Genomic DNA, 21,180 nt, shown 5'->3' on the forward strand with positions numbered 1-21,180 from the left:
GCGCGGGCCACCGGTCCCGGCATCGGGGCCGTTCGGCCCGGAGGCCGCACGGGTCCCTCGGTGCGAGACTGAGCGCGTAGGGCGACGGCACACCCGGGAGGCAGCCGTGAGCGACTTCGAGCAACGCTCCACGGACCAGGAGGCCCGCGGCACCACTCCGGGCCGCCCCTGGACCCCCATGGAGGAACCGCGGCAGGCCGCGCTGCACCGCTATCTCGCCGCGGTCGCCAACGCCGCGTCGACGAGGGACGCCGCGGAAGCCCGTCCCACGGACGCCGAGCTGAAGGCCGAGGCTCCCGTGTCGGTCCCCCGGGTACCCGCGGTGCCTCGCGTGCGGGATGTCATGCGGGTGCCGGCGACCTCCGTGCCTGGCGATCTGCCGTTCCTGGACGTGGCTCACACACTCGCTCGCGAGGGGGTGAGCGCCGTACCGGTCGTCGACGCCGACGACCGCGTGATCGGGGTCGTCTCGGAGTCCGATCTGCTGGCCAAGGCAGCTGTCGCGGCGGAGCCGCGGCGGCACGGCCTCGCGGGAAGGCTGTGGCGACACCGCCTGTACGAGAAGGGCCACGGCGACACGGCGGCGACTTTGATGACCTTCCCACCGGTCACCGTCCACCCGGAGCAACGCGTTGCGGACGCGGCCTGGACGGCCGCCCACGCCCGGCTGAAGCGGCTTCCCGTGACCGACCACCGGGGCCGACTGGTCGGTGTGGTCGGCAGGGAGGATCTGCTGCGTGCCCTGATCCGTGACGACGACGAGATCCGGAGCGAGGTCGAAACCCGGGTCGGGCAGAGCCTGTTGGACCCGCGCACCGTTGATGTGACGGTGGAGAACGGTGTGGTGACACTGAGAGGGCGGCTGGACAGAGAAGTCGTCCCCGAACTGCTGGCGACGGTCGGTGACATCGACGACGTGGTCGATGTCATCGACGACATCGACGCGAGGTGAGCGGCTCCCGTCCACGGGACGGGGTCACCTGGCTCGGGCGAGAAGGAAGTCCGCCCCACCGTTCAGCGTGGTGAGCCGGGTCGTGTCCTCGTCCTCGATACGGATGCCGGACCGCTCGCCGAGGATCTCCACAAAGCTCAGGAAGTCCAGCGAGTCCATCTCCAGCACGTCGCGGAACGGATCGTCGGGGCCCAGGACGGCGACGTCGGCGCCGGGGACGGCCCGCAAGATCGAGTCCCTGACCAGGTCCAGTGCTTCGGCTCGGGTCATGTTCACAGCTGCTCCGGATTCTGCAGGAGTCGGGTGACGGTCGTGAGGTACCGGGCGCCGACCGCGCCGTCCGTCGCCCGGTGGTCGGCCGAGAGGGTCGCGGTGACCACCGGCCGCACCCCGAGCAGGCCGTCGACCGCGCGCGGCTGGTCGGCGATGCGCCCGAAACCGACCAGGGCCACCTGCGGCGGGTGGATCACGCCGAAGACGCTCTCCACGCCCTGGTCGCCGAGGTTGGTGACCGTGAGGGTGGCGCCGGACACCTCGGAACCCCGGAGCCTGCCCGTGCGGGCCCGCTTCACCAGGTCCTTCAGCGACGCCATCAGGTTCGGCAGCGCCAGGGTGTCTGCGTCGCTCAGGGTGGGGGCGAGAAGGCCTCCGCCGCGCAGGGACACGGCCACGGCCAGGTGCACGCCCTCGCCCGGCGTGAAGCGGTCGTCGACCCAGAAACCGTTGAGCTCCGGCACGTCGCGTGCGGCCAGCGCCGTTGCCTTGAGCAATAGGGCGGCCGGCAGCAGCCGTTCACCGACCGGGGTGCGCCGGTTGTGTTCGTGCAGCCAGTCCATGGCGGCGGCCAGGTCCACGGTGGTGGAGAGGTGGTAGTGGGGGATCTCCCGGTTGGCGCGGCTCATCAGGTCGGCGATCGCCCGGCGCATGGTCACCCCGGGGCCCGCGGACGCAGCCGGGACGGCGGACTGAGCGGGGGCGGCGGGGCCCACCGTCGGCGGACGCACGTCTGCGGGCGTGGACCTGGTCGGCGCCGTCGGGCCGGGTGCCGCGCGGCGTACGTCCGCGGCGCGGACCGCCGAGTTCCGGCCCGTCGCCGTCACGGTACCGAGGTCGACACCCAGTTCGGCGGCGAGCCGCCGGGCGAGCGGAGTGATCCGCACCCGGGCCGGGGTACCGCCGCGGGCAGCAGCCTTCTCGACGTCGGCACGGGTGACGCGGCCTCCGGGCCCGGAACCCCGCAGCGTCCGGAGATCGACGCCGCTTCGCTGCGCCAGGTGGCGGGCCAATGGACCGGCCTCCGCGTGGGCTTGCGACGGGCGCTCCTGGGACGAGCCCTCCGGGAGGGGGGCGGAAGCGGTCACGACGACCGGGCCGGCTTCGGATTCGCCTTCGGATTCAGCTTCGGCATCGGCTTCCGCTGCGGCAGCGGCCCGGGCATCCGCGCCGCCCCCGGCCTCAGTGACCACCCTGGTGGTGGCCGCCAGGTCGTGCTCGTCTCCGGCTTCCCCTACGGACTCGGCCGTGGCCGGTACCGGCGGTTCGGGACGGTCGCTCTTCGTCCGGGTGCTGCGGACCGGCCGCCTCGCCGGGCTCTCCGGGGCTGAGCGCCCCTCCGGCCCGATCACTGCGAGCGGCGTACCCACCGGCACCGTCGCACCCGGCTCCACCAGCAGCTCCGTCATGGTGCCGCTTTCGAAGCACTCCACCTCGATCGTCGACTTCGCGGTCTCGACGACGGCGACCGGATCGCCCTTGCGAACCGGTTCCCCCGGCTCCACCAACCACTCCAGCAGTGTGCCCTCGTCCATGTCTGCGCCGAGGGACGGCATGGTGAACTCGCCCATGGTCAGTCCACCGCCCGACGGGCAGCCGCGACGACGTCGGCGGTCTGGGGCAGGGCGGCCTCCTCAAGGCGCCGTGCGTACGGCATCGGGACCTCGGCGCTGCACACCCGCTCCACGGGCGCGTCCAGGTCGTAGAACGAGTCCTCGGCGATCCGGGCGGACACCTCGGCGGCCAGGCTGCCCGTCCGCCATGCCTCGTCCACGACCACTGCCCTGTGGGTACGGGCCACCGAGTCCGCCAGGGCACCGGTGTCGAGCGGACGCAGTGTGCGCAGGTCGATCACCTCGGCACTGATGCCGTCCACGGCCAGTTCGTCCGCGGCGGCGAGGGTCTTGGGCAGCGAACCGCCGTAGGTGACGAGGGTGATGTCGGTGCCGGTACGACGGATCGCCGCATGGTCCAGGTCCGCCGGTGCCGTGCGGGGGTCGAGTTCGCCGGAGACGTTGTAGAGGCTGCCGTGCTCGAAGATCAGCACCGGGTCCGGGTCGGCGAGAGCGGGCGCCAGCATGTGCCGGGCGTCCTCCAGGGTGGCGGGGGCGAGGACCCGGACACCGGGGATGTGCGCGTACCAGCCCTCCAGGCTGTGCGAGTGCTGCGCCGCCAGTTGCCGACCGGCGCCCGTGGTCATGCGGATGACCAGCGGCACCGCCAGCTGGCCGCCCGACATGTGGAGCAGGGTGGCGGCGTTGTTGAGGATCTGGTCCAGGGCGAGCAGGCTGAAGTTGACGGTCATGATCTCGACGATCGGCCGCATCCCGGCCAGGGCGGCGCCTATCCCGGAACCCACGAACGCGGACTCCGACAGCGGTGTGTCGCGGACGCGTTCGGGTCCGAACTCCTCCAGGAGTCCGAGGCTGACGCCGAAGCAGCCGCCGTACCGGCCCACGTCCTCGCCCATGAGGAACACACGGTCGTCGGAGCGCAGGGACTCCCGCAGCGCCTCGCGCAGGGCCTCCCGGTAGGTGGTCTTCGCTGTCGTGGTGGCACTGGTCATGGTCAGGTCACCGCCTCGGACGGGGCGCTGGTGACATGGCGCAGCAGTGTCTCGACGGGCTCCTCCGGCGCCTGTTCGGCGGCTTCGACCGCGTCGTCGATCTCGGCGGTGATCCGGCGCTCGATCCGGGCGAACTCCCTGTCGACCGGATCACCGTTCTCCCGCATGCGGTCCACCAGCAGGCCGATGGGGTCCCTCGACTTCCACGACTCGATCTCGGCCTTGTCCCGGTAGCGGTCCGGGTCGTACATCGAGTGGGCGCGGAAGCGGTAGGTCCGCAGTTCCAGGAAGTGGGGTCCGGTGCCGGCCCGGATGCCTTCGACCGCTCGCCGGGAGGCCTGTTCGACGGCCTCGACGTCCATGCCGTCCACGGACCAGGCGACCATGCCGTAGGAGGCGGCGCGCAGGGCCAGGTCCGTCTGTGCCTGGTGGCGCTCCAGGGCGGTACCCATGGCGTAGCGGTTGTTCTCGCAGACGAGCAACAGGGGCAGGTTCCACAGGGCGGCGAGGTTCGCCGTCTCGTGGAACTCCCCTTCGGCGAAGGCCCCGTCGCCGAAGAAGCAGCAGGTCACATGGTTCTGCCCGCGCATGCGGTCGGCGAGCGCGAGCCCGGCGGCCAGCGGGAGGCCCCCGGCGACGATCGCGTTGCCGCCGTAGAAGCGCCGACTCGCGTCGAACAGGTGCATGGATCCGCCCCGGCCGCCGCTGCACCCCGTCGTTCTGCCGTACATCTCGGCCATCACCGCCTCGGCCGTGATGCCGCGGGCCAGGGCGTGCCCGTGCTCACGGTAGGTGGAGACGACCGCGTCCTCGGCCGTCAGTGCCTCGTTGACGCCGACGGCGACGGCCTCCTCACCGATGTACAGGTGGACGAAGCCCCGTATCTTCGTGGCGCTGTACAGCTCGACGCACCGCTCCTCGAAGCGCCGGATGCGCAGCATCCCTTCCAGCAGGTCCCTGCGGCGCCCGGTGTCCGCCGTGGGTGCCGGCGTCCGGTTCTTCGCGCTCTTCTTCGTCCTGGTGCCCTTCTTGGCGGGTTTCGCGGGCTTGGTGGCCGTCGGGGTGTTCCGGGTTCGGGTGGTGCGGGCCACGGTCATGCGGATCCCTCCAGGGTCGACAGGTCACCGGTGGGAAGGCCGAGCTCCCGTGCGCGCAGCAACCGCCGCATCACCTTCCCGCTGCGGGTCTTGGGCAGGTTCTGGTCGAACGTGATCTCGCGGGGCGCCACGGCGGGACCCAGCTTGCGCCGGCCGAATCCGAGCAGTTCGCGTTCCAGGTCGTCGGACGGCTCCGCTCCCGGACGCAGGGAGACGAACGCTTTCACGACGTTCCCGGCGACCGGGTCCGGCCGTCCGATGACCCCGGCCTCGGCCACGGCCGGATGCTCCATCAGCGCGCTCTCCACCTCGAACGGACCGATGAGGTGGCCCGCCGACTTGATGACGTCGTCGGCCCGCCCCACGAACCAGTACCAGCCGTCCTTGTCCCGGCGCACCAGATCGCCGGTCAGGTACCAGCCGTCGGCGAACGCCGCGTCGTAACGCTCCTTGTCGTGCAGATAGCCGCGGAACATCGACGGCCAGCCCGGCCGCAGCGCCAACTCGCCCGCGGCGTCGGGGCGCCGCTCCTCGGTGACCCTGCCGTCGACGACCAGGGCCCGCCCGTCCTCGCCCTGCTCCAGCACGGTCGCCTCGACACCGGGCAGCGGCCGTCCCATGGAGCCGGGCCGGATGTCGCAGGCCGCGTAGTTGGCGATCATGATGCAGCCGGTCTCCGTCTGCCACCAGTTGTCGTGCACGGGCAGGCCCAGCACGTCACGGCCCCAGACGACGGCCTCCGGGTTGAGGGGCTCGCCGACCGAGGCGATGAAGCGCAGCGTGGACAGGTCGTGGGAGCGCGGCAGGTCGTAGGGGCCCTCACGGGGTGTGGCGCGCATGAGCATACGCAGCGCCGTGGGCGCGGTGTACCAGACGCTGACACGCTGTTCGCCGAGGATCCGGTACCAGCGGCGGGCGTCGTAGTCGCCCTCGTCGACGACCGCCGTCACGCCGTGCACGAGGGGGGCGATGATGCCGTACGACATGCCGGTGACCCAGCCGGGGTCGGCGGTGCACCAGTACACGTCGTGGTGGTGCAGATCGAGCGCGTACGCGGCTGTGGCGTAGTGGGCGACCACGGCGTCGTGCACGTGGACGGCGCCCTTGGGGGTGCCGGTGGTACCGCTGGTGAAGTGCAGGAGCGCCATGTCCTCGGGCGAGGTCGGCGGGATGGTGAACCGGTCCGGAGCCGCTGCCGTCAGCCCGCCGAAGGAGAGCGTGCCGGGAAGTTCCTCGGCATCGGGCCCGACGAGGATGACGTGTTCGAGACCGGGCAGTGCCGCCCGCCGCTCGGCGACCTTGCGCCGGTAGAGGTCCGCGGTGGTGACCAGCACACGTGCGTCACCCAACCCCAGCCGTTGTGCCACCGGGTCGGGGCCGAAGGCGGAGAACAGCGGGCACAGCACACTGGTGTTCTTCAGGGTGCCGAGCACGACCGTGTAGAGCTCGGGGCAGCGTCCGAGGAGGGTGAACACGCGCTCGCCGCGCCCGACGCCGAGGGAGCGCAGGACGTTGGCGAAGCGGGCCGTACGGCGGGCCAGTTCCCAGTAGGTGACGGTGGAGACGGATCCGTCCCGGGCGACGCACCGCAGCGCGGCCTCGTCCGCGCGGTCCGAGGCCGCGTGCCGGTCCACAGCCTCGTGGGCGATGTTCAGCCCCCCACCGGGGAGGCCGGACAGTGCCATGCGCGCCTGCGACCAGGTGAAGGCGGAGCGGGCGCGGTCGTAGTCGATGAGACGGGGAAGCACGACCGGGGGGTCCTTGTGGATGGTTTCCCAGTGCATCGGCGCTCCTCCCAGCACTGCCCCCGCCCTCCAGCGTCGCGGACCCGCGCCCCGCCCGCACGTCGGCCGCGGGCGGGGCGACGGGCCCGGTCCGGCCGGGGCCCGGGCATGACGGGAGCCGGGGGCCGCCCACTTCTTGCGGGCCCGAATCGCACGGTGCGCGGCTCTGTTCCGCTTCCCCGTGTCCCGTTGTGGCCCTCGGCTCACTTCCATGGCACCGCCGCGCCCACCGGGGTTGAAGGGCCGGAAGGCCCTCGCACCGGGGCCGACCGGTCTCCGCCCGGCGTGCCGGCGGGTCCTGCCCGCGGAGCGTGGAGCCGGACGCCCGGTCGGAGGGCTGCCCACCCGGTCACGTCAGTCAGTCCTGGTCCGGCTCCCCGTAGGGACGGCGGAAGACCGGGGCCTGGTCCACTCCCCAGGGGCGTACGGCGGCGAGCGCACGGGAGACGGCGGATTCCAGCGGGCCGCTGGTGTCGACCGTGACGGCGTCCGGCCAGGGCGGCTCCCGGGCCGCGAGCGCCGTGGCGACGCCGAGGTCGGCGTCGGACGGCCCGGGGGAACGCGTGTTCAAGCGAGCCGCGGAGACCTCTCCCGGTACCCGACAGTGCAGGGCCACGAGATCGGCGCGGGTGTCCTCGGCCACCCGCCACGCCTGTGCGCGCAGCTCCCTGGTGGACCAGGTGGCGTCCAGGACGACGGGTTCGCCGCGCGACAACAGGGCCGCAGCGCGGTCGAGGAGGGCCGCGTAGGTCCTGGTCGTCCACTCCGGGGTGTACAGCCCTTCCCCGTATGCGGCCGGCGCGGGCGTGTCCGGGGAGATACCCGCCAACTCCTTGCGGAGGCGGTCACTGCTGAGCAGGGTGACGCCCAGCCGGTCGGCCAGCGCGCCGGAGAGGGTGGACTTCCCGCTGCCGGGCAGCCCTCCGACGAGGGTCAGGCCGACGGCGGAGGTACGCAGGTGACGCAGCGTGGTCGAGAGCAGTCGTCGTGACGCCGACCGGGCCCCCGGGGCTCCCTGGCCCGCCTGGATGAGGGACACCTTGGCCCTCACGAACGCGCGATAGGCGACGTAGTGGTGCCACAGGGACGGCGGCGCGGGGTCACCGGAGTATTCGCTGTACCGGGCGAGAAAGCGGGCCGCCGCCTCCGGCGCGCCGAGCTGTTCCAGGTCCATGGCGAGGAAGGCGGCGTCGTCGAGCCCGTCGACGTAGCGCAGGCGGTCGTCGAACTCCAGGCAGTCCAGGACCCGGGGGCCGTCGTCGAGGCAGAAGATGTCCTCGGCCAGCAGGTCGCCGTGGCCGTCCACCACCCGCCGCTGCTCGATTCGGGAGTCGAACAACGCCTGGCGGCCGGCGAGATAGCGGCGCACCAGCCGTTCGGCCTCGTGCACTCCGTCGAGTTCGGATCCGTCCACGGTCGTGCGGACCTGCTCGAAGCTCGCCTCCCAGCGTGACGCCAGCGCGTCCCTGGTGCCCTGTTCGTCGACGTCGCGGCCGTGGGGCGCCGCCGCGTGCCAGGCGGAGAGGCGCCGGGCCACAACACGCAGGACCTCGTCGACGTCCGCACCGGCTCGCACCAGTGCGGACAGACGGCGGTCCGCCGGCATACGGCGCATCACCACGAGGGGTTCGGACGTCTCGGCGCCGGGGCTGACGACTTCGCCGACGCCCAGGTAGACATCCGGCGCGAAACGGCGGTTGAGCGCCACTTCGCGTGTGCAGGCCGTCCGACGGGCCGACGGTTCCGTGTAGTCCAGAAATCCCAGATCGACCGCCTTCTTGACCTTGTACGCGCGATCACCCGCGAAGAACACGATCGCGGTGTGCGTCTCGGCCACCTCCGCGCGCGGCGAGCGCTCCCCCGGGGTGCCCGCTTCATTCATGAGGGACGACGGCGACGGGGCAGCGTCCGTGATGGATGGCCGCGTGCGCCACGTGATCCAGGTGGTGCGTGGCACCGTGGTGGTGCACACGCCGTCCGACGACCAGCAGCGCGGCACCCTCCGCGGCATGCACGACGGCCCTGGCGGGGCTCGTGAGACGGATGGTGTCCTCCACCTCCACCTGCGGGTACTTCTCGCGCCAGGGGCGCAGAGCCTTGCTCAACTCCTCCTGTGCCTCCCGGGTCAGCTCCTCGCTGACGCCGTGGTCCACCCCCCAGGGCATCCGCGCGTGGAACGGCACGCTGCGGCCGCGGACGGCGAGCAGGGGAAAGCCCCGGGCCGCCGCGCTGTGGAACGCGAAGTCGAGCAGTTCGTCGCAGGATCCGCGCGGATCCATCGCCACGACGACCTTGTCGGCCGAGATGGTGCGTGGCCGCTCCTCGGTCGGCTCCGCGCGGACCAGGACCACCGGCCGAGCGGCCCGCGCCACGACCGGCATGCTGACATCGCCCATGAAGTAGCTCTCGGCGGATGCCAGCCCCCGGGACCCCAGCACCAGCATCTCGGACTCCGCGGCGGCGCGGATCAGAGCCTCCTGGGCGTCGTCGGCGACGAGACTGCCGACGACGGACAGACCCGGATGGCGTCCGCTCAGCTCCGCCTGCGCGGTGTGGACCAGTCGCTTCGCCCAGTAGTTCTGATCGACTTCGGAGGGGACGTGGGTCGGTTCCGGTGCCAACAACGGCCACGCGTGCAGCAGCCGAAGGGTGAGCTTGCGTTTCTCGGCCTCGTCGGCGGCCCAACGGGCGGCGGCCAGGCTCGCGGGTGAACCGTCCAGGCCCACGGTGACGACTGGTTCCATGGCGGCGGTCTCCGTCTCTTGCGAAGCTGGATACGTCGGCGGCCGACGGCGAAGGAGTCCGCCGGCTCCTGCACCCGGATCTCGTCGACCGGCCGGGCGGTGCTGCGTTTCCCTCCTTCGAGGAGTACCTCAATCCCCCCGACCTCGCATGTGGACCGAGGGCGGGAAGTGAGCAAGGGCTCGGATTTCCCCGCGGTCGGGCCGTACGGTCGGGCTCCTCCGGGCCCAAATGCTCCACGGCAGGGACATTCGGCCCTATGGCCGGAGCCCGCCCACGTCCGAAGGTGGGACCAGCACCCGGGGGGAGCGACCAGCGAGCCGCTGGAGGCCGACCCATGAGCGCACCAGGAACGCCGTACACACCGGACCCGTCCTCCCCGCGCGGCGAGCACCAGCCCGGGGGCGCGAACCCGCTGAGGCGTCCGTCCGACCGGTTCGAGTCCTGGCTCCGGCGCCTTCTGCTGGTCGTGCTCCTCCTCGGGCTGCCGATGGCCGCCTACGGCGCGGGGACGACGGTGTACGAGTCGTCGATGGAGACCGTCCGGGCCCAGACCGCGGAACGGCACGAGATCACCGCCCGGCTGACGGAGGATCTCGACGGTGACAACGACGCGTCGAAGCAGCTGGCGCGGGTCCGCTGGACCGACGATGACGGCGACGTACGCACCGGGAACGCCCTGGTGAAGGCGGGGACCGACAAGGGCGCGTCCGTGCGTGTGTGGCTGGACCGCGACGGGAACCTCACCTCGCCGCCCATGAACACGCTCAACGCGAAGAGTTCCGGCTGGCTGGCCGGCGGCATGGCGGCGTTCGGCGTGGCCTTCGGCTGCTACGCGGTCTGGTCGGGCACCCGTCTGCTGCTGGACCGCGCGAGGTACGCGCGGTGGGGCGCCGAGTGGGACCGGGTGGAGCCGCTGTGGTCGGCCCGCTTCCGCGGCTGACGCACTCGGATCGGACGCGGGCCGCGCGAGCGGGAGGAGGCAGCCGGAATGTCGGACGCGACGACCACCGACCTGTACGAGGTGACGATGGCCATGTCCTACCTGCGGGAGGGGATGACCGCCCCGGCGACGTTCAGTCTCTTCGTCCGTGACCTTCCCCCGGAGCGCGGCTTCCTGGTCACGGCCGGACTGGAATCGGCGCTGGACCACCTGAGCGGATTCCATGTCGGCCCCGAGGACGTCGACGCCTTCGCCGCCGCGCTGCACCGGCCACGCCGGGATCTGGAACCCCTGCTCGGTCTGGAGTTCACCGGGCGGGTACGGGCGGTACCGGAGGGGCGGGTCGTGCTCGCCGGTGAGCCCCTGCTGGAGGTGACGGCACCCCTGCCCGAGGCACAGCTGGTGGAGACGTACCTGCTGAATCAGCTCACCCATCAGACGGCCGTCGCCTCGAAGGCCGCACGGTGTGCGCTCGCGGCGGCCGGCCGGCCGCTGGTGGACTTCTCCCTGCGCCGCACGCACGGTCCGCAGGCGGGGTTCCAGGCCGCCCGGCTCGGAGCGCTGGCGGGATTCGCCGGGACCAGCAATGTGGCGGCGGCCACGGCGCTCGGCATTCCCGCCGTCGGGACGATGGCCCACTCCTACGTGGAGGCGTTCGCCTCGGAGGAGGACGCCTTCCGCGCGTTCGCCCGTGCCCACCCGGGCCCGGTGACCCTGCTGGTGGACACCTACGACACCGAGGAAGGCGTCCGTGCGGCGGCGCACGTCCTGTGCGACCTGGACCTCGCGGCCCGCGGCCCCGGCTCCGCCGTACGGCTGGACAGCGGCGACCTCGGGGACCTCGCGGTGCGGGCCCGGTCCGTCCTCGACCACGCGGGCCTGCCGGGCGTGCGGATCGTCGTCAGCGGCGGTCTCGACGAGTACGCCGTCGACGACCTGGTGCGCTCCGGAGCACCGATCGACACCTACGCCGTCGGCACCCGCGTGGGGGTGGCGGCGGACGCGCCGTATCTGGACTCGGCGTACAAAATGGTGGAGTACGACGGCCGCCCGGTGATGAAGTTGTCGTCGGCCAAAGTGACGGCCCCGGGTGCCAAACAGGTGTTCCGCCGCCGCGGCTGCGCCGATGTGATCGGCCTCGCCGACGAGGAGCCACCGGACGATGCCGTGGCGCTGCTGGAGACGGTGATGCGGAACGGACGGCGCACACGAAGGCCGTCCACGCTCGACGAGTGCCGGGCGAGATGCGCGGACGACATGGCGGAACTGCCGTCGTCGGCCCGGCGGATCAGAGCACCGGTGGCACCCCGCGCCGCGCCCTCGGAGCGGCTGACCGCACTCACCGCGCAGGTCCGGCACCGCGTCGAGACCATGGGCGGGGCGCATCGGCCCGTGCCGGGATGAGGAGGAAGACGATGACGCACGTCTCGGAATGGAAAGTTCGCCTCCATCTGTTCGAGGACGACGATGGAACGACCAAGGCCCGTCTGGTGCTGGACACCGGCGCCACACAGATCGTCGGCCGCGGCTCGGCGCACCGACATCCCGCGGACGCCGATGTGCCGGAGATCGGTGACGAACTGGCGGCGGGCCGGGCGATGAACAACCTCGCCCGGCAGCTGATCAGGGCCGCCGAGCGTGACATCGAGGGCGTGGGAGCCGCACGGCCCAGCAGCACGCAGGCCCAAGCCATCGGGTGGTCCCTGTGAAGGCCGGACGGCCCCTGTGATGCCACTACGGGGCACGAAGCCCGAAGGAGCGAGGAAGCCGAGGAGGAGACAGCCATGACACATCCCGCACGACACTCCACCAGCGCGTCGCCGGGCGCTCTGCGCGAGTTGGACGACCTGCGCGCACGGGTGGACCAGTTGATGCACGCCGCCTTCGTCGGTGGCGGATGGCCCACGTCCGGCGGTTCCGAACCGTGGGCGCCGGCGGCCGACATCGAGGACGCCGAGGACGCCTACCTGGTCGAACTGGAACTGCCCGGCATGGACAAGGAGCAGATCACCGTCGAGGTCTCCGAGGGTGAACTCGATGTCCACGGTGAGGTCCGGCAGAAGGAGCGCACGGGCGCGGTCCGCAGGCACACCCGGCGTATCGGCCAGTTCGACTACCGCACGACCCTGCCACCGAACGCCGACGCCGAGCACATCAGCGCCGAGCTGAACAACGGCGTGCTCACGGTGCGGGTCCCCAAGACCGAGAAGGGCAAGGCCCGGCGGGTCGAGATCACCGGCTGAGCCCCGTCATGCGGGCCCGAGGGCCGACGGGTGGCCTCCGTCGGTCCGACCTCGCCGCCACGGGCCCCGGTTCGTGGCACGGCACAGGACGACTCTGAGAAGTGGGGCGACATGCAAGCTCATCTCGGCGACCAGCTCGTCATCGAAAGCACGACGTCCGGCGCCACCCGGCGGGACGGGGAGATCGTCGGACTCCACCACAAGGACGGAACACCGCCCTACGACGTGCGCTGGTCGGACACGAACGAGGTGACGCTCGTGTTCCCCGGCCCCGACGCCCACGTCAACCATCTCGAGTCCGCATCACCCTCGACGGCCCCCCGCGCGGCGCACGACGGACCCGCCGACGCCGAACGGACACCGTCGTCGGACGCCGTCGGTCCCGGTGACATCGGCCGACGCGTGCGCACGGAACGACAGCGGCGGGGACTCAGCCGCGAGGAGACGGCCCGACGCGCACGGATGTCGCCCGGCTACCTGGCGTATCTGGAGGAGTATCCCGCCGACCCGTCCAGGGCGGCCCTCATCAACCTGGCCGACGCGCTGGGCACCACCGCCACCGCTCTGCGCGGAGGGGGCGTCGATCTGCCACCCGGCCAGGGGCAGGCACTGCCACATCCGCGGCTGAGCGACCTTGACGTGGACGAATGCCGTGGGCTGCTGTCCACGCACGGCGTGGGACGCGTCGCGGTGACGGCCCCCGACGGCCGCCCGGCGGTCCTCCCGGTCAACTACGAGGTCGTCGGCGACACCATCGCCTTCCGGACCGCCCCCGAGTCACTGCTCGCGGCGGCCGTCGGAACGGAGGTCGCCTTCGAGGTCGATCACGTGGACGAGCCGCTGAGCCAGGGCTGGAGCGTGCTCGCCGTCGGCCCCGCGAGCGTCGTCACGGAAGCCGGCGCCGTACGCCGCCTCACCGAGCGGGCGCACACGACGCCCTGGTCGGGCGGCGCTCGCGACATGTGGGTGTCCATCCGGGCCGAGAGCCTGACGGGTCGACGGATCACGCCGGCGGAGGAGTGAGGTGGCGCCCCGGTCTGCGGCCGCCGGTCAGCCCTCGTCCGCCGGGCCGGGGGCTGCGTCCACGTCGCCGAGCCGGGAGCGCACGTCCACCACGCCCTCCACGGCGCGGACCAGCCGCTCGGCGACCCAGCCCAGCGCGGGATCCCGGACACCACCGCGCAGGGTGACGACCCCGTCGTGCACGGACACATGGATCGTGTGGCTGAGTGCGGGGAAGAGGTAGGCCACCACCGTGCGGCGCACTTCCTCCTCGATGTCCTCGTCCGACCGCAGGAAGACCTTCAACAGGTCACCCCGGCTGACGACGCCGAGCAGCCGTCCCTCGTCGTCGATCACCGGCAGACGCTTGACCCCGTTGACGGCCATGATCCGGGCCGCCTGCCCGAGCGTGACGTCCGGCGCCACCACGATCGCGGGCGCGCTCATGACCTCCTCCGCGGTCACCGCCCCCGCCTTGGCGAGGTCGGACATCCGCCGGAGCTGCTCGGCTCGGGTGAGGTCGCGGTCCCGGAACTCCTCCTTGGGCAGCAGGTCGGCCTCGGAGACCACACCGACGACCCGGCCGTCCCCCTCCACCACCGGCACGGCACTGACCTGCCGGTCCGTCATGGCCCGCACGACGTCCTTGAAGGGTGTGTCCCGCCGGACGGCCACCGCCGGGAGGGTCATCACGTCACTGACGATGTGGGGGGTGTCGGGCATGGCCACGGTTCCCTTGGGAGCGGAGGTTCGAGATCACTTGTGGTCAGGTGACCCGGGACGGATGTCGACCGCACGTCTCCAGCATCAACGGGCCGTGGGCCCGCGCAACCCGGACCGCTCGCCGACCGGTCCGTGTCGCGACGGTCCTCGGGTGGTGCGACGGTGTTTCCGAGGGGTCTCGACAGCAGACGGACGGGAAGGCGGAGATGGTGAGGGAACTCCCGCTGGTCGTGGGCGTAGACGGATCCGAGTCCAGCCTGCTGGCGGTCGACTGGGCGGCGGACGCGGCCGCCCGGCACGGACTGGCCCTGCGCCTGGTGCACGCCTCCCGCTGGGAACGTTACGAACGGGCCGTGCCGTCCCTCTCCACCGGTCGTCCCGCCGGGGACGTGTTCGCGGAGCACATCGTCGCTTCCTGCGCGGAGCGTGCGAGGCTCCGCGCCCCCGGGGTGAAGGTGTCGGGCGAGGCGGTGCCCGACGACGCCGTACCGGCCCTGCTGCGGGCGGCCACCGAGGCGTCCGCCCTGGTCGTGGGAGAGCGCGGACGAGGTGAGTTCTCCGGGCTGCTGCTCGGCTCGGTGAGTCTGGCGGTGGCGGCACGCGCCGTGTGCCCGGTCGTCGTGGTCCGTGGCGCGGAGCCCCGTCCCGGGGAGTCCCCCGGCCCGGTCGTGGTGGGCGTCGGCGACGACCCCGAACACACGGGCGCCGTACGGTTCGCCGTCCGTGAGGCCGAGTTGCGCGGCTGTGCCCTGACCGCCGTACGGGCATGGCGCAGTCCGGCCCATGAACGCATGGACAGTCCGCTGCCCGCGGACCGCACCGATCAGGGGTACCGGGAAAGGGCCTCTGCCGACCTCGACGAGGCGCTGCGCGAAGCCGTACGGGAACACCCCGGCGTCGAGATCCGACGCCACCCGGTCGAGGGTCCCGCACACCGCGTGCTGTTGGACGCCTCGGTGGACGCCGACCTCGTCGTCGTCGGAGCCGTGCGCCGCCAGGGGCATTTCGGTCTCCAGCTCGGCCGGGTGGCCCACACCCTGCTGCATCACTGCGCGTGTCCGGTGGCCGTGGTCCCGCAGCGGGTCTGAGGGGCGCGGGCGCGCCCCGGTCATCGTGAGCCGGCAAGGGGCCGTGGCCACCGCCGGCCACGGCCGCGACGGCGCGGGCTCCGGGCGGGTGTCGTCTCACGGTGCCTTTCGGGTCCGGTCCGGTGCGGCCGGCGACGTGCGTCACGGACGTCCGTCCGTGGGAGGACCGGTGCTGCCGCCGCACCGGTCTGCCTCGCTTCAGGCGCTGGTCACCGCCTTGCCACGGTGGGGCGGCCTTCGCCGACCGTCGGACCGGCGGCGGGACGCGAGTGACCATGCTGCTTTCCCGGGCCGCTGCCGGGGATCCGGGCTCGTTCGCGTCGTGACGTGAGAGCTGCCGCACGTGAGTTGCCTCGCGGGCAATTACCCCGGGGGGTATTTGACGTGCCTCCGGGAGCGGTCGCACTCTCGACAGAGAGACACCCTGGGGGGTAATTGAGGAGGCAGACAGTGGCTCACGAAGTGACACAGGAAGCGTTCGCGGCGGCCTGGGCCGACGGGGCGCTCGTGATCGACGTACGGGAGGCGGACGAGTACGCGGCCGGGCACGTGCCCGGTTCGACCGCGTAGGTTCGCCGGCGTCATGGGGCGACGCGTAGCGGCGTGCCACACCCGGCCGTTGCTGTGTCACGGATCCCCCACACGACGCGCGGAGCGTCGCGGGACGACGGGAACCCAGCGCCGTGCGGGCGCCCGGAACAGAACCGTCTCGTCCGACGCTGCAACTGCATATCCGTGCCGGTGTGTACGCCGTGGCCGGTTCTCTACGGATCCCTCGGACGACGCGACAGAGGAGCGTGACGACAATGGCGATCACCGAACACGAACGGCCGCTCCAGAGCGGGGGCGGTTCCCTCGTGACCACCTGCGGACGGCGGTTGTCCGTGCGCTGCCTGCGGCTCGCCCCCGCGGACCGGCCCATCGGCCGGGTCACGCTGGACGTGGGTCGGGACCGGGGCGGCGAGCCGGGCGTATGGGCGGCCCTCACCGCCGACGAGGCACGCGAGTTGGCCCGGCTGCTCCTCCAGCACGCCGACCTCGCCGAGCGGGGCACCGAGCCCGCTCCTGACACACGACCGCCCGCCCCCTGACCGGGCGCCACGGCGACGGGGCCGACCGCCGGCCGAGCAGGTCCCCGGCCGACCGGCGTAGTCCAGCCGGACGCCGTCGCCGAGACGTACCCTCCGCTCGTCCAGGCCTAACGGAACACCGTCGAACGCCAGGACCACCCGTTGATCACGACTCGACATGCCCCTGGGTGACGCGCCGGGGTGCCGGACACCGAGGGCGGGCAGGAGTTGGGTCAACGGTCGATCAGCCGTGGAGGCGGGGCCTCACCCGTGGATTCCGCGCCGGTGTCGTCGGTGCCGACCGGGCCGCGGGGAAGCATCCGGTCCAGCCACTTCGGCAGCCACCAGTTGGTCCGGCCGAGGAGTGTCATGGTCGCCGGTACCAGCACCATGCGGACGACCGTGGCGTCGATCAAGATTGCGGTGGCCAGGCCGAGCCCGAACATCTTGGTGGAGGGGTCCTCGGCGACGGCGAAGGACAGGAAGACCGCCACCATGATGAGGGCAGCCGAGGTGATGATCCGGGCGGTGCCCGAGACGCCCTCGACGATCGCCGTTCCGTTGTCGCCGGTGCGCAGGTACTCCTCGCGTACACGGGAGAGGAGGAACACCTCGTAGTCCATCGACAGCCCGAACAGGATGGCGAAGAGGAACATCGGGATGAACGACACGATCGGAACCGTCGCTTCCAGCCCGATGAGTGCGCCTCCCCAGCCCCACTGGAAGACCGCGACCATGACGCCGTAGGCCGCGCCGATGCTCAGCAGATTCAGCAGTACCGCCTTGAGCGGTACGAGTATCGAGCGGAAGACCAGCGTCAGCAACAGGAACGACATCGCCAGCACGGCGGCGACGAACACCGGCAGGCGCTGACTGGTGCGTCGGCCCACATCGGACAGGCTCGCGGCGGCGCCGCCGACATGTGCGCTGGCCGGGCCGTGCCCGATCGCCGTGGGCAGCACATCGGTGCGCAGCCGGGCGATGGTGTCGGCCGTGGCCTTGTCCTGAGGGCTGGTGGTCGGGAACACCACGAGGGTCGCGATGCCGGTGGCCCGATCGATGTGCGTCGGCGCGACGGACGCGATGCCCGGATCCGCCGCGACCGCCCCGACGAGTCGGTCCAACACTCCCGGATCACCGGCGGGGTCCGCGGCGATGACGAGGGGACCGTTGGTGCCCGGGCCGAACCCCTCGGCGACGAGGTCGTAGGCGCGGCGCTCGGTACGGCTGTGGGGCAGTGAGCCGTCGTCGGGCAGGCCCACGCGCAGGCCGAGCACGGGCAGCGTCGCGGCCAGCAGCAACCCCGCCGCGCCGACCGCGTACGGCACCGGGTGCCGGCTGACGTGCCCGATCCAGCGCCGCCACCCGGCGGCGGGGGCGGCGCCGGCTGGCGGCGCCCCCGCCGGGTCCTGCCGCCGTGCCGCTCGGCCCAGCTTCCTGGTCTGCAGAGCCCGGCCGATCCGGCCGGTCCGGGCCAGGCGTGGGCCGGCGGCGCCGAGGAAGGCCGGCAGCAGCGTCACCGACGCGACTACCATGGTCAGAACGACGATCGAGACGGCGAGCCCGCCCACCGTCATGAACGGTACGTTCGCGACCGCCAGGCCGAGGATCGATACGACGACGATGCCGCCGGCGAAGACCACCGGCCGCCCAGCCGTGGCCACCGCTCGTCCCGCCGCCTCGTGCGGATCGAGCCCGCGCGCAAGGTACTCCCGGTGCCGGGCGAGCACGAACAGCGCGTAGTCGATGCCCACTCCGAGCCCGACCATGCTGCCCAGGACGGGTGCGAAGGTGGGGACGTCCGTCACCCCCGCCAGTACCGTCATCGTGGCGACCCCGACGGTCAGCCCGAAGACCGCCATGCCGATCGGCAGCGCGGCGGCGACGAGCGAACCGAACGCCAGGAACAGGATCGCCGCCGCGGCGAGGATGCCGATCAGCTCGCTCACGCCGCCGTCGGCGTCGGAGAAGGCGTAGAAGAGGTTCCCGCCCATCTCGATGCGCAGGGGCAGCTCGGTGCGCAGCCGGTCGCCGAGTTCGACGAGGGCGTCGAGGTCTTCGCCCGACAGCCGGCTCTGGTCGGGGTACTGCACCCGGACGACCGCGATCCGCCCGTCGGCCGAGACGAGGTCGCCGCGCACGGCGGTGTCCCCGCCCGCGTCGAGCGCCCCCGCCGGGTCGCTGGTGCCGAGCACGTGCGGCAGCCGTTTCACCTCGGTCTGCAGCCGCGTGAGAGCGGTGCGCGCGCCGTCGTGGTCGAAGAACGTCGCAGCGCCGTCGAGGGGGGTGACGACCACCTGGGCGGTCATCCCCTCCTGGCCGGTGCCGGCCCGCTCGATCAGTTCCGCGGCCCGCTGGGAGTCCAGTCCCGGAGCGGTCATCGCATCCGCGTTCCGCCCGCCGAAGGCGACGGCGGCGAGGACGGCGAGCGAGGTGGCGACCAGCCATGCCGCGATCACCCGCCAGGGATGGCGGGCGGCGCTTGCGCCCAGGCGCAACAGGGCTTTCGAGAGCATCGGGTCCTCCAACCACGTCGTCGGCCGTCCTTGTACGGCCGACGATGCCGAGGTTGGTCGCCACGGCGTTCCGCGGCATCGGCCCACGGGCCGCGGATGCGTCGGCCCCGAGTCGGAGTGACACCCCGTCCTTTCGGCCGATGCGCGGCACGCCGTGGTCCCTAGGCTGAGAACCGTGCTCCGAGACGACCTGCGAACCCTGTGGACCGAACCCCGGCCGCCCGACGTGCCCGCCCGGGTGCGGTGGGACTGGGCGCTGCTCGCCGTGGGCCTCGCCGGTGTGGTGCTGGAGGCCACCCTGCGCGAGAACGTCGTGTGGCGGCCGGTGGCGGTGGTGTTCGCCGTATGGCTGTGCCTGCTGCTCCTGTGGCGCCGGACCCGCCCGCTGGCGGTGGTCACGCTGGCGTTCGGCTCGGTGCTGCTGCTCCAGGTGGCCTCGCTCGTCGCCGCACAGCGCGAGCCCGTCGGCCTGGACACCGGCGCTGTCGTGCTCGTGCTGGTGTACGCGCTGCTCCGGTGGGGATCGGGACGCGAGATCGTGCTGGGCGGCACGGTGATCCTCGCGGTCGGCGCGCTGTGTGTCGTCACGTACGAGGCCCCGGTCGTCGAAAGGGTCGTGGGCTTCGTCTTCCTGCTGCTGCCCGGCGTGGTCGGAGCTGACGTACGGTTCTGGGTGACCGCTCGCGAGCGGCAGTTGGAGCAGGTGCGCTCCCGCGAGCGCGAGCGGCTCGCCCGGGAACTGCACGACACGGTGGCCCACCACGTGTCGGCCATGGTGATCATCGCCCAGGCGGGCCGGGTGCTCGCGGGCACCGCCCCGTCCGCCGCCGTCGAGGCGCTGGAGAGGGTCGAGGAGGAAGGGGCACGCACGCTGGAGGAAATGCGCGCCATGGTCGCCGCGCTGCGCGACCGCGGGGTCGGCGCCGAGCTGGCGCCCCCTGCCGGAGTTGCGGATCTGGAGCGCCTGGTGCGCACCCCGGGTGGCCGCCTCAGGGTCGACCTGGGGCTCGACGGCGAACTGGACGCGCTGCCCCCGGCCGTGGACGCGGCCGTCTACCGGATCGTGCAGGAGTCGGTGACCAACGCGCTGCGCCATGCGGTCGACGCGACCGAGCTCGTCGTCCGGGTCGCCGCGGAACGGCACACGGTACGGGTGAGCGTGCGCGACAACGGCCGGCGCACCGGCCGGGGTCGCGACGGATACGGACTTACCGGACTGCGCGAGCGCGCGATCCTGCTCGGCGGCACACTACGAGCCGGCCCGGGTACCGACCGGGGCTGGCATGTCGAAGCCGAACTGCCGAGAGCGAGGAGCGGGAGCGGTGTCCATTCGCGTCCTCGTCGCTGACGACCAGGCGATCGTCCGCACCGGGTTGCGGATCATGCTGAACGCCCAGCCCGGAATCGAGGTGGTCGGCGAGGCCGCCGACGGGCGGGAGGCGGTACGTCAGGCCCGCGAACTACACCCGGACGTCTGCCTGTTCGACATCCGCATGCCTGTACTCGACGGGCTCGAGGCCACCCGGCTGGTCGCCGGCCCGGGCGTCGCCGACCCGCTGGCCGTGGTCGTCATCACCACGTTCGACCTCGACGAGTACGTCTACGGCTCACTCCGTGCCGGCGCCCGCGGATTCCTCCTCAAGGACACGGGACCGGACCTTCTGGCCCAGGCCGTACGGTCGGCGTCCGACGGTGAGGCGCTCATCGCACCCAGCGTCACCGTCCGTCTGCTCCAGGCGTTCGCGGACCTGCCCGCCGGCCGGCCCGCGGCCCAGCCGGTCTCCCCCGTCACCGCCCGCGAGGAGCAGGTGCTCCTGGCCGTCGCTCGCGGGCTGACCAACACCGAGATCGCCGATGCGCTGCACATCAGCCTCAGCACGGTGAAGACGCATCTGGCCAGCCTGATGGCCAAACTCGGCGCCCGCAACCGGGTCGAGATCGCGATGTGGGCCTACGAAACGCGCCGTATCCTCCCCGGAACCTGAGCCGGGTGCCGGGCCATGTCCCACGAGTCCCCGCCAGGACATCAGTGCACCGGTCGGCTCACGCCGGCTCCACGTGCCTCACCCGCCCGATGATCACGGCTCGATACGCGCCCCGGTCGCCCGCGGGGGTTCGACCGGCACGGACGTGACCGCACGAGGTGCGCCGGCTGCGGGAGGCCGAACGGCACGAACAACA

The 21,180-nt window shown here is 72.3% G+C and carries 20 protein-coding genes; 11 read left to right on the plus strand and 9 right to left on the minus strand.

Annotation, left to right across the window (positions count from 1 at the left end):
- Positions 1-106 precede the first annotated feature (106 nt).
- Positions 107-952 (plus strand): CBS domain-containing protein, encoded by an 846-nt coding sequence (locus P8T65_RS02635; RefSeq protein WP_316723785.1) that lies wholly within the window; start codon positions 107-109, stop codon positions 950-952.
- 24 nt (positions 953-976) lie between these two features.
- Here the strand turns inward: P8T65_RS02635 and P8T65_RS02640 are convergent, their stop codons facing one another.
- From P8T65_RS02640 to P8T65_RS02670, 7 genes are all read right to left on the minus strand, one after another.
- Positions 977-1,222 carry an acyl carrier protein gene (locus P8T65_RS02640; RefSeq protein ID WP_316723786.1) on the minus strand — a complete coding sequence of 82 codons (246 nt, stop codon included), beginning with the start codon at positions 1,220-1,222 and terminating at the stop codon, positions 977-979.
- A 2-nt stretch (positions 1,223-1,224) separates the two neighbouring features.
- A complete protein-coding gene (locus tag P8T65_RS02645) occupies positions 1,225-2,796 on the minus strand; it encodes a 2-oxo acid dehydrogenase subunit E2 (RefSeq protein ID WP_316723787.1) in 1,572 nt (523 codons plus the stop codon).
- Positions 2,797-2,798: 2 nt separating this feature from the next.
- Positions 2,799-3,791: an alpha-ketoacid dehydrogenase subunit beta gene (locus P8T65_RS02650; protein ID WP_316723788.1), complete on the minus strand. Its 993-nt coding sequence runs from the start codon at positions 3,789-3,791 to the stop codon at positions 2,799-2,801.
- Positions 3,792-3,793: 2 nt separating this feature from the next.
- Complete coding sequence (gene pdhA, locus P8T65_RS02655) at positions 3,794-4,888, minus strand: pyruvate dehydrogenase (acetyl-transferring) E1 component subunit alpha (RefSeq protein WP_316723789.1); 1,095 nt, start codon at positions 4,886-4,888, stop codon at positions 3,794-3,796.
- Positions 4,885-6,672 (minus strand): acetate--CoA ligase, encoded by a 1,788-nt coding sequence (gene acsA, locus P8T65_RS02660; protein WP_316723790.1) that lies wholly within the window; start codon positions 6,670-6,672, stop codon positions 4,885-4,887. Before acsA ends, pdhA begins: the two co-directional genes overlap by 4 nt.
- A gap of 358 nt (positions 6,673-7,030) precedes the next feature.
- Entirely contained in the window at positions 7,031-8,554 is a 1,524-nt protein-coding gene (locus P8T65_RS02665) for an AAA family ATPase (RefSeq protein WP_316723791.1), read from the minus strand.
- Positions 8,547-9,416: a universal stress protein gene (locus P8T65_RS02670; protein WP_316723792.1), complete on the minus strand. Its 870-nt coding sequence runs from the start codon at positions 9,414-9,416 to the stop codon at positions 8,547-8,549. Before P8T65_RS02670 ends, P8T65_RS02665 begins: the two co-directional genes overlap by 8 nt.
- Before the next feature lie 335 nt (positions 9,417-9,751).
- Here P8T65_RS02670 and P8T65_RS02675 point away from each other — a divergent pair, with 335 nt between their 5' ends.
- The 5 genes from P8T65_RS02675 to P8T65_RS02695 all read left to right on the plus strand — a co-directional run bounded on the left by P8T65_RS02675 (position 9,752) and on the right by P8T65_RS02695 (position 13,623).
- Positions 9,752-10,357 (plus strand): hypothetical protein, encoded by a 606-nt coding sequence (locus tag P8T65_RS02675; RefSeq protein ID WP_316723793.1) that lies wholly within the window; start codon positions 9,752-9,754, stop codon positions 10,355-10,357.
- Positions 10,358-10,405: 48 nt separating this feature from the next.
- Entirely contained in the window at positions 10,406-11,761 is a 1,356-nt protein-coding gene (locus P8T65_RS02680; RefSeq protein WP_316723794.1) for a nicotinate phosphoribosyltransferase, read from the plus strand.
- 11 nt (positions 11,762-11,772) lie between these two features.
- Positions 11,773-12,066 carry a DUF1876 domain-containing protein gene (locus tag P8T65_RS02685; RefSeq protein ID WP_316723795.1) on the plus strand — a complete coding sequence of 98 codons (294 nt, stop codon included), beginning with the start codon at positions 11,773-11,775 and terminating at the stop codon, positions 12,064-12,066.
- Positions 12,067-12,141: 75 nt separating this feature from the next.
- Positions 12,142-12,600, plus strand: a complete 459-nt coding sequence (locus P8T65_RS02690; protein WP_230223570.1) for an Hsp20/alpha crystallin family protein — start codon at positions 12,142-12,144, stop codon at positions 12,598-12,600.
- Positions 12,601-12,711: 111 nt separating this feature from the next.
- On the plus strand, positions 12,712-13,623 hold the full coding sequence (locus tag P8T65_RS02695) for a DUF1918 domain-containing protein (RefSeq protein WP_316723796.1): 912 nt from the start codon (positions 12,712-12,714) through the stop codon (positions 13,621-13,623).
- Between the two features lie 27 nt (positions 13,624-13,650).
- On the opposite strand, the gene P8T65_RS02700 is transcribed toward P8T65_RS02695, so the two are convergent.
- The gene (locus P8T65_RS02700; RefSeq protein ID WP_184903239.1) at positions 13,651-14,325 is read right to left on the minus strand and encodes a CBS domain-containing protein; all 675 of its coding nucleotides are present in this window, start codon (positions 14,323-14,325) and stop codon (positions 13,651-13,653) included.
- A 206-nt stretch (positions 14,326-14,531) separates the two neighbouring features.
- Between P8T65_RS02700 and P8T65_RS02705 the strand changes: the two genes are divergently transcribed.
- The 3 genes from P8T65_RS02705 (at position 14,532) to P8T65_RS02715 (ending at position 16,504) form a co-directional block, all read left to right on the plus strand.
- Positions 14,532-15,413 (plus strand): universal stress protein, encoded by an 882-nt coding sequence (locus tag P8T65_RS02705; protein ID WP_316723797.1) that lies wholly within the window; start codon positions 14,532-14,534, stop codon positions 15,411-15,413.
- Between the two features lie 450 nt (positions 15,414-15,863).
- On the plus strand, positions 15,864-15,983 hold the full coding sequence (locus P8T65_RS02710) for a rhodanese-like domain-containing protein (protein WP_316723798.1): 120 nt from the start codon (positions 15,864-15,866) through the stop codon (positions 15,981-15,983).
- Between the two features lie 236 nt (positions 15,984-16,219).
- Positions 16,220-16,504: a hypothetical protein gene (locus tag P8T65_RS02715; protein WP_316723799.1), complete on the plus strand. Its 285-nt coding sequence runs from the start codon at positions 16,220-16,222 to the stop codon at positions 16,502-16,504.
- A 212-nt stretch (positions 16,505-16,716) separates the two neighbouring features.
- Here P8T65_RS02715 and P8T65_RS02720 read toward each other — a convergent pair whose 3' ends face one another.
- Positions 16,717-18,999 carry an MMPL family transporter gene (locus P8T65_RS02720; RefSeq protein ID WP_316723800.1) on the minus strand — a complete coding sequence of 761 codons (2,283 nt, stop codon included), beginning with the start codon at positions 18,997-18,999 and terminating at the stop codon, positions 16,717-16,719.
- 175 nt (positions 19,000-19,174) lie between these two features.
- On the opposite strand from P8T65_RS02720, the gene P8T65_RS02725 reads away from it, so the two are divergent.
- Positions 19,175-20,347: a histidine kinase gene (locus P8T65_RS02725; RefSeq protein ID WP_316723801.1), complete on the plus strand. Its 1,173-nt coding sequence runs from the start codon at positions 19,175-19,177 to the stop codon at positions 20,345-20,347.
- Positions 20,322-20,984, plus strand: a complete 663-nt coding sequence (locus P8T65_RS02730) for a response regulator transcription factor (RefSeq protein WP_316723802.1) — start codon at positions 20,322-20,324, stop codon at positions 20,982-20,984. The genes P8T65_RS02725 and P8T65_RS02730 overlap by 26 nt, the downstream gene beginning before the upstream one ends.
- Positions 20,985-21,180 lie beyond the last annotated feature (196 nt).

Source organism: Streptomyces sp. 11x1 (assembly GCF_032598905.1).
In the GTDB taxonomy this organism is placed as follows: Bacteria; Actinomycetota; Actinomycetes; order Streptomycetales; family Streptomycetaceae; genus Streptomyces.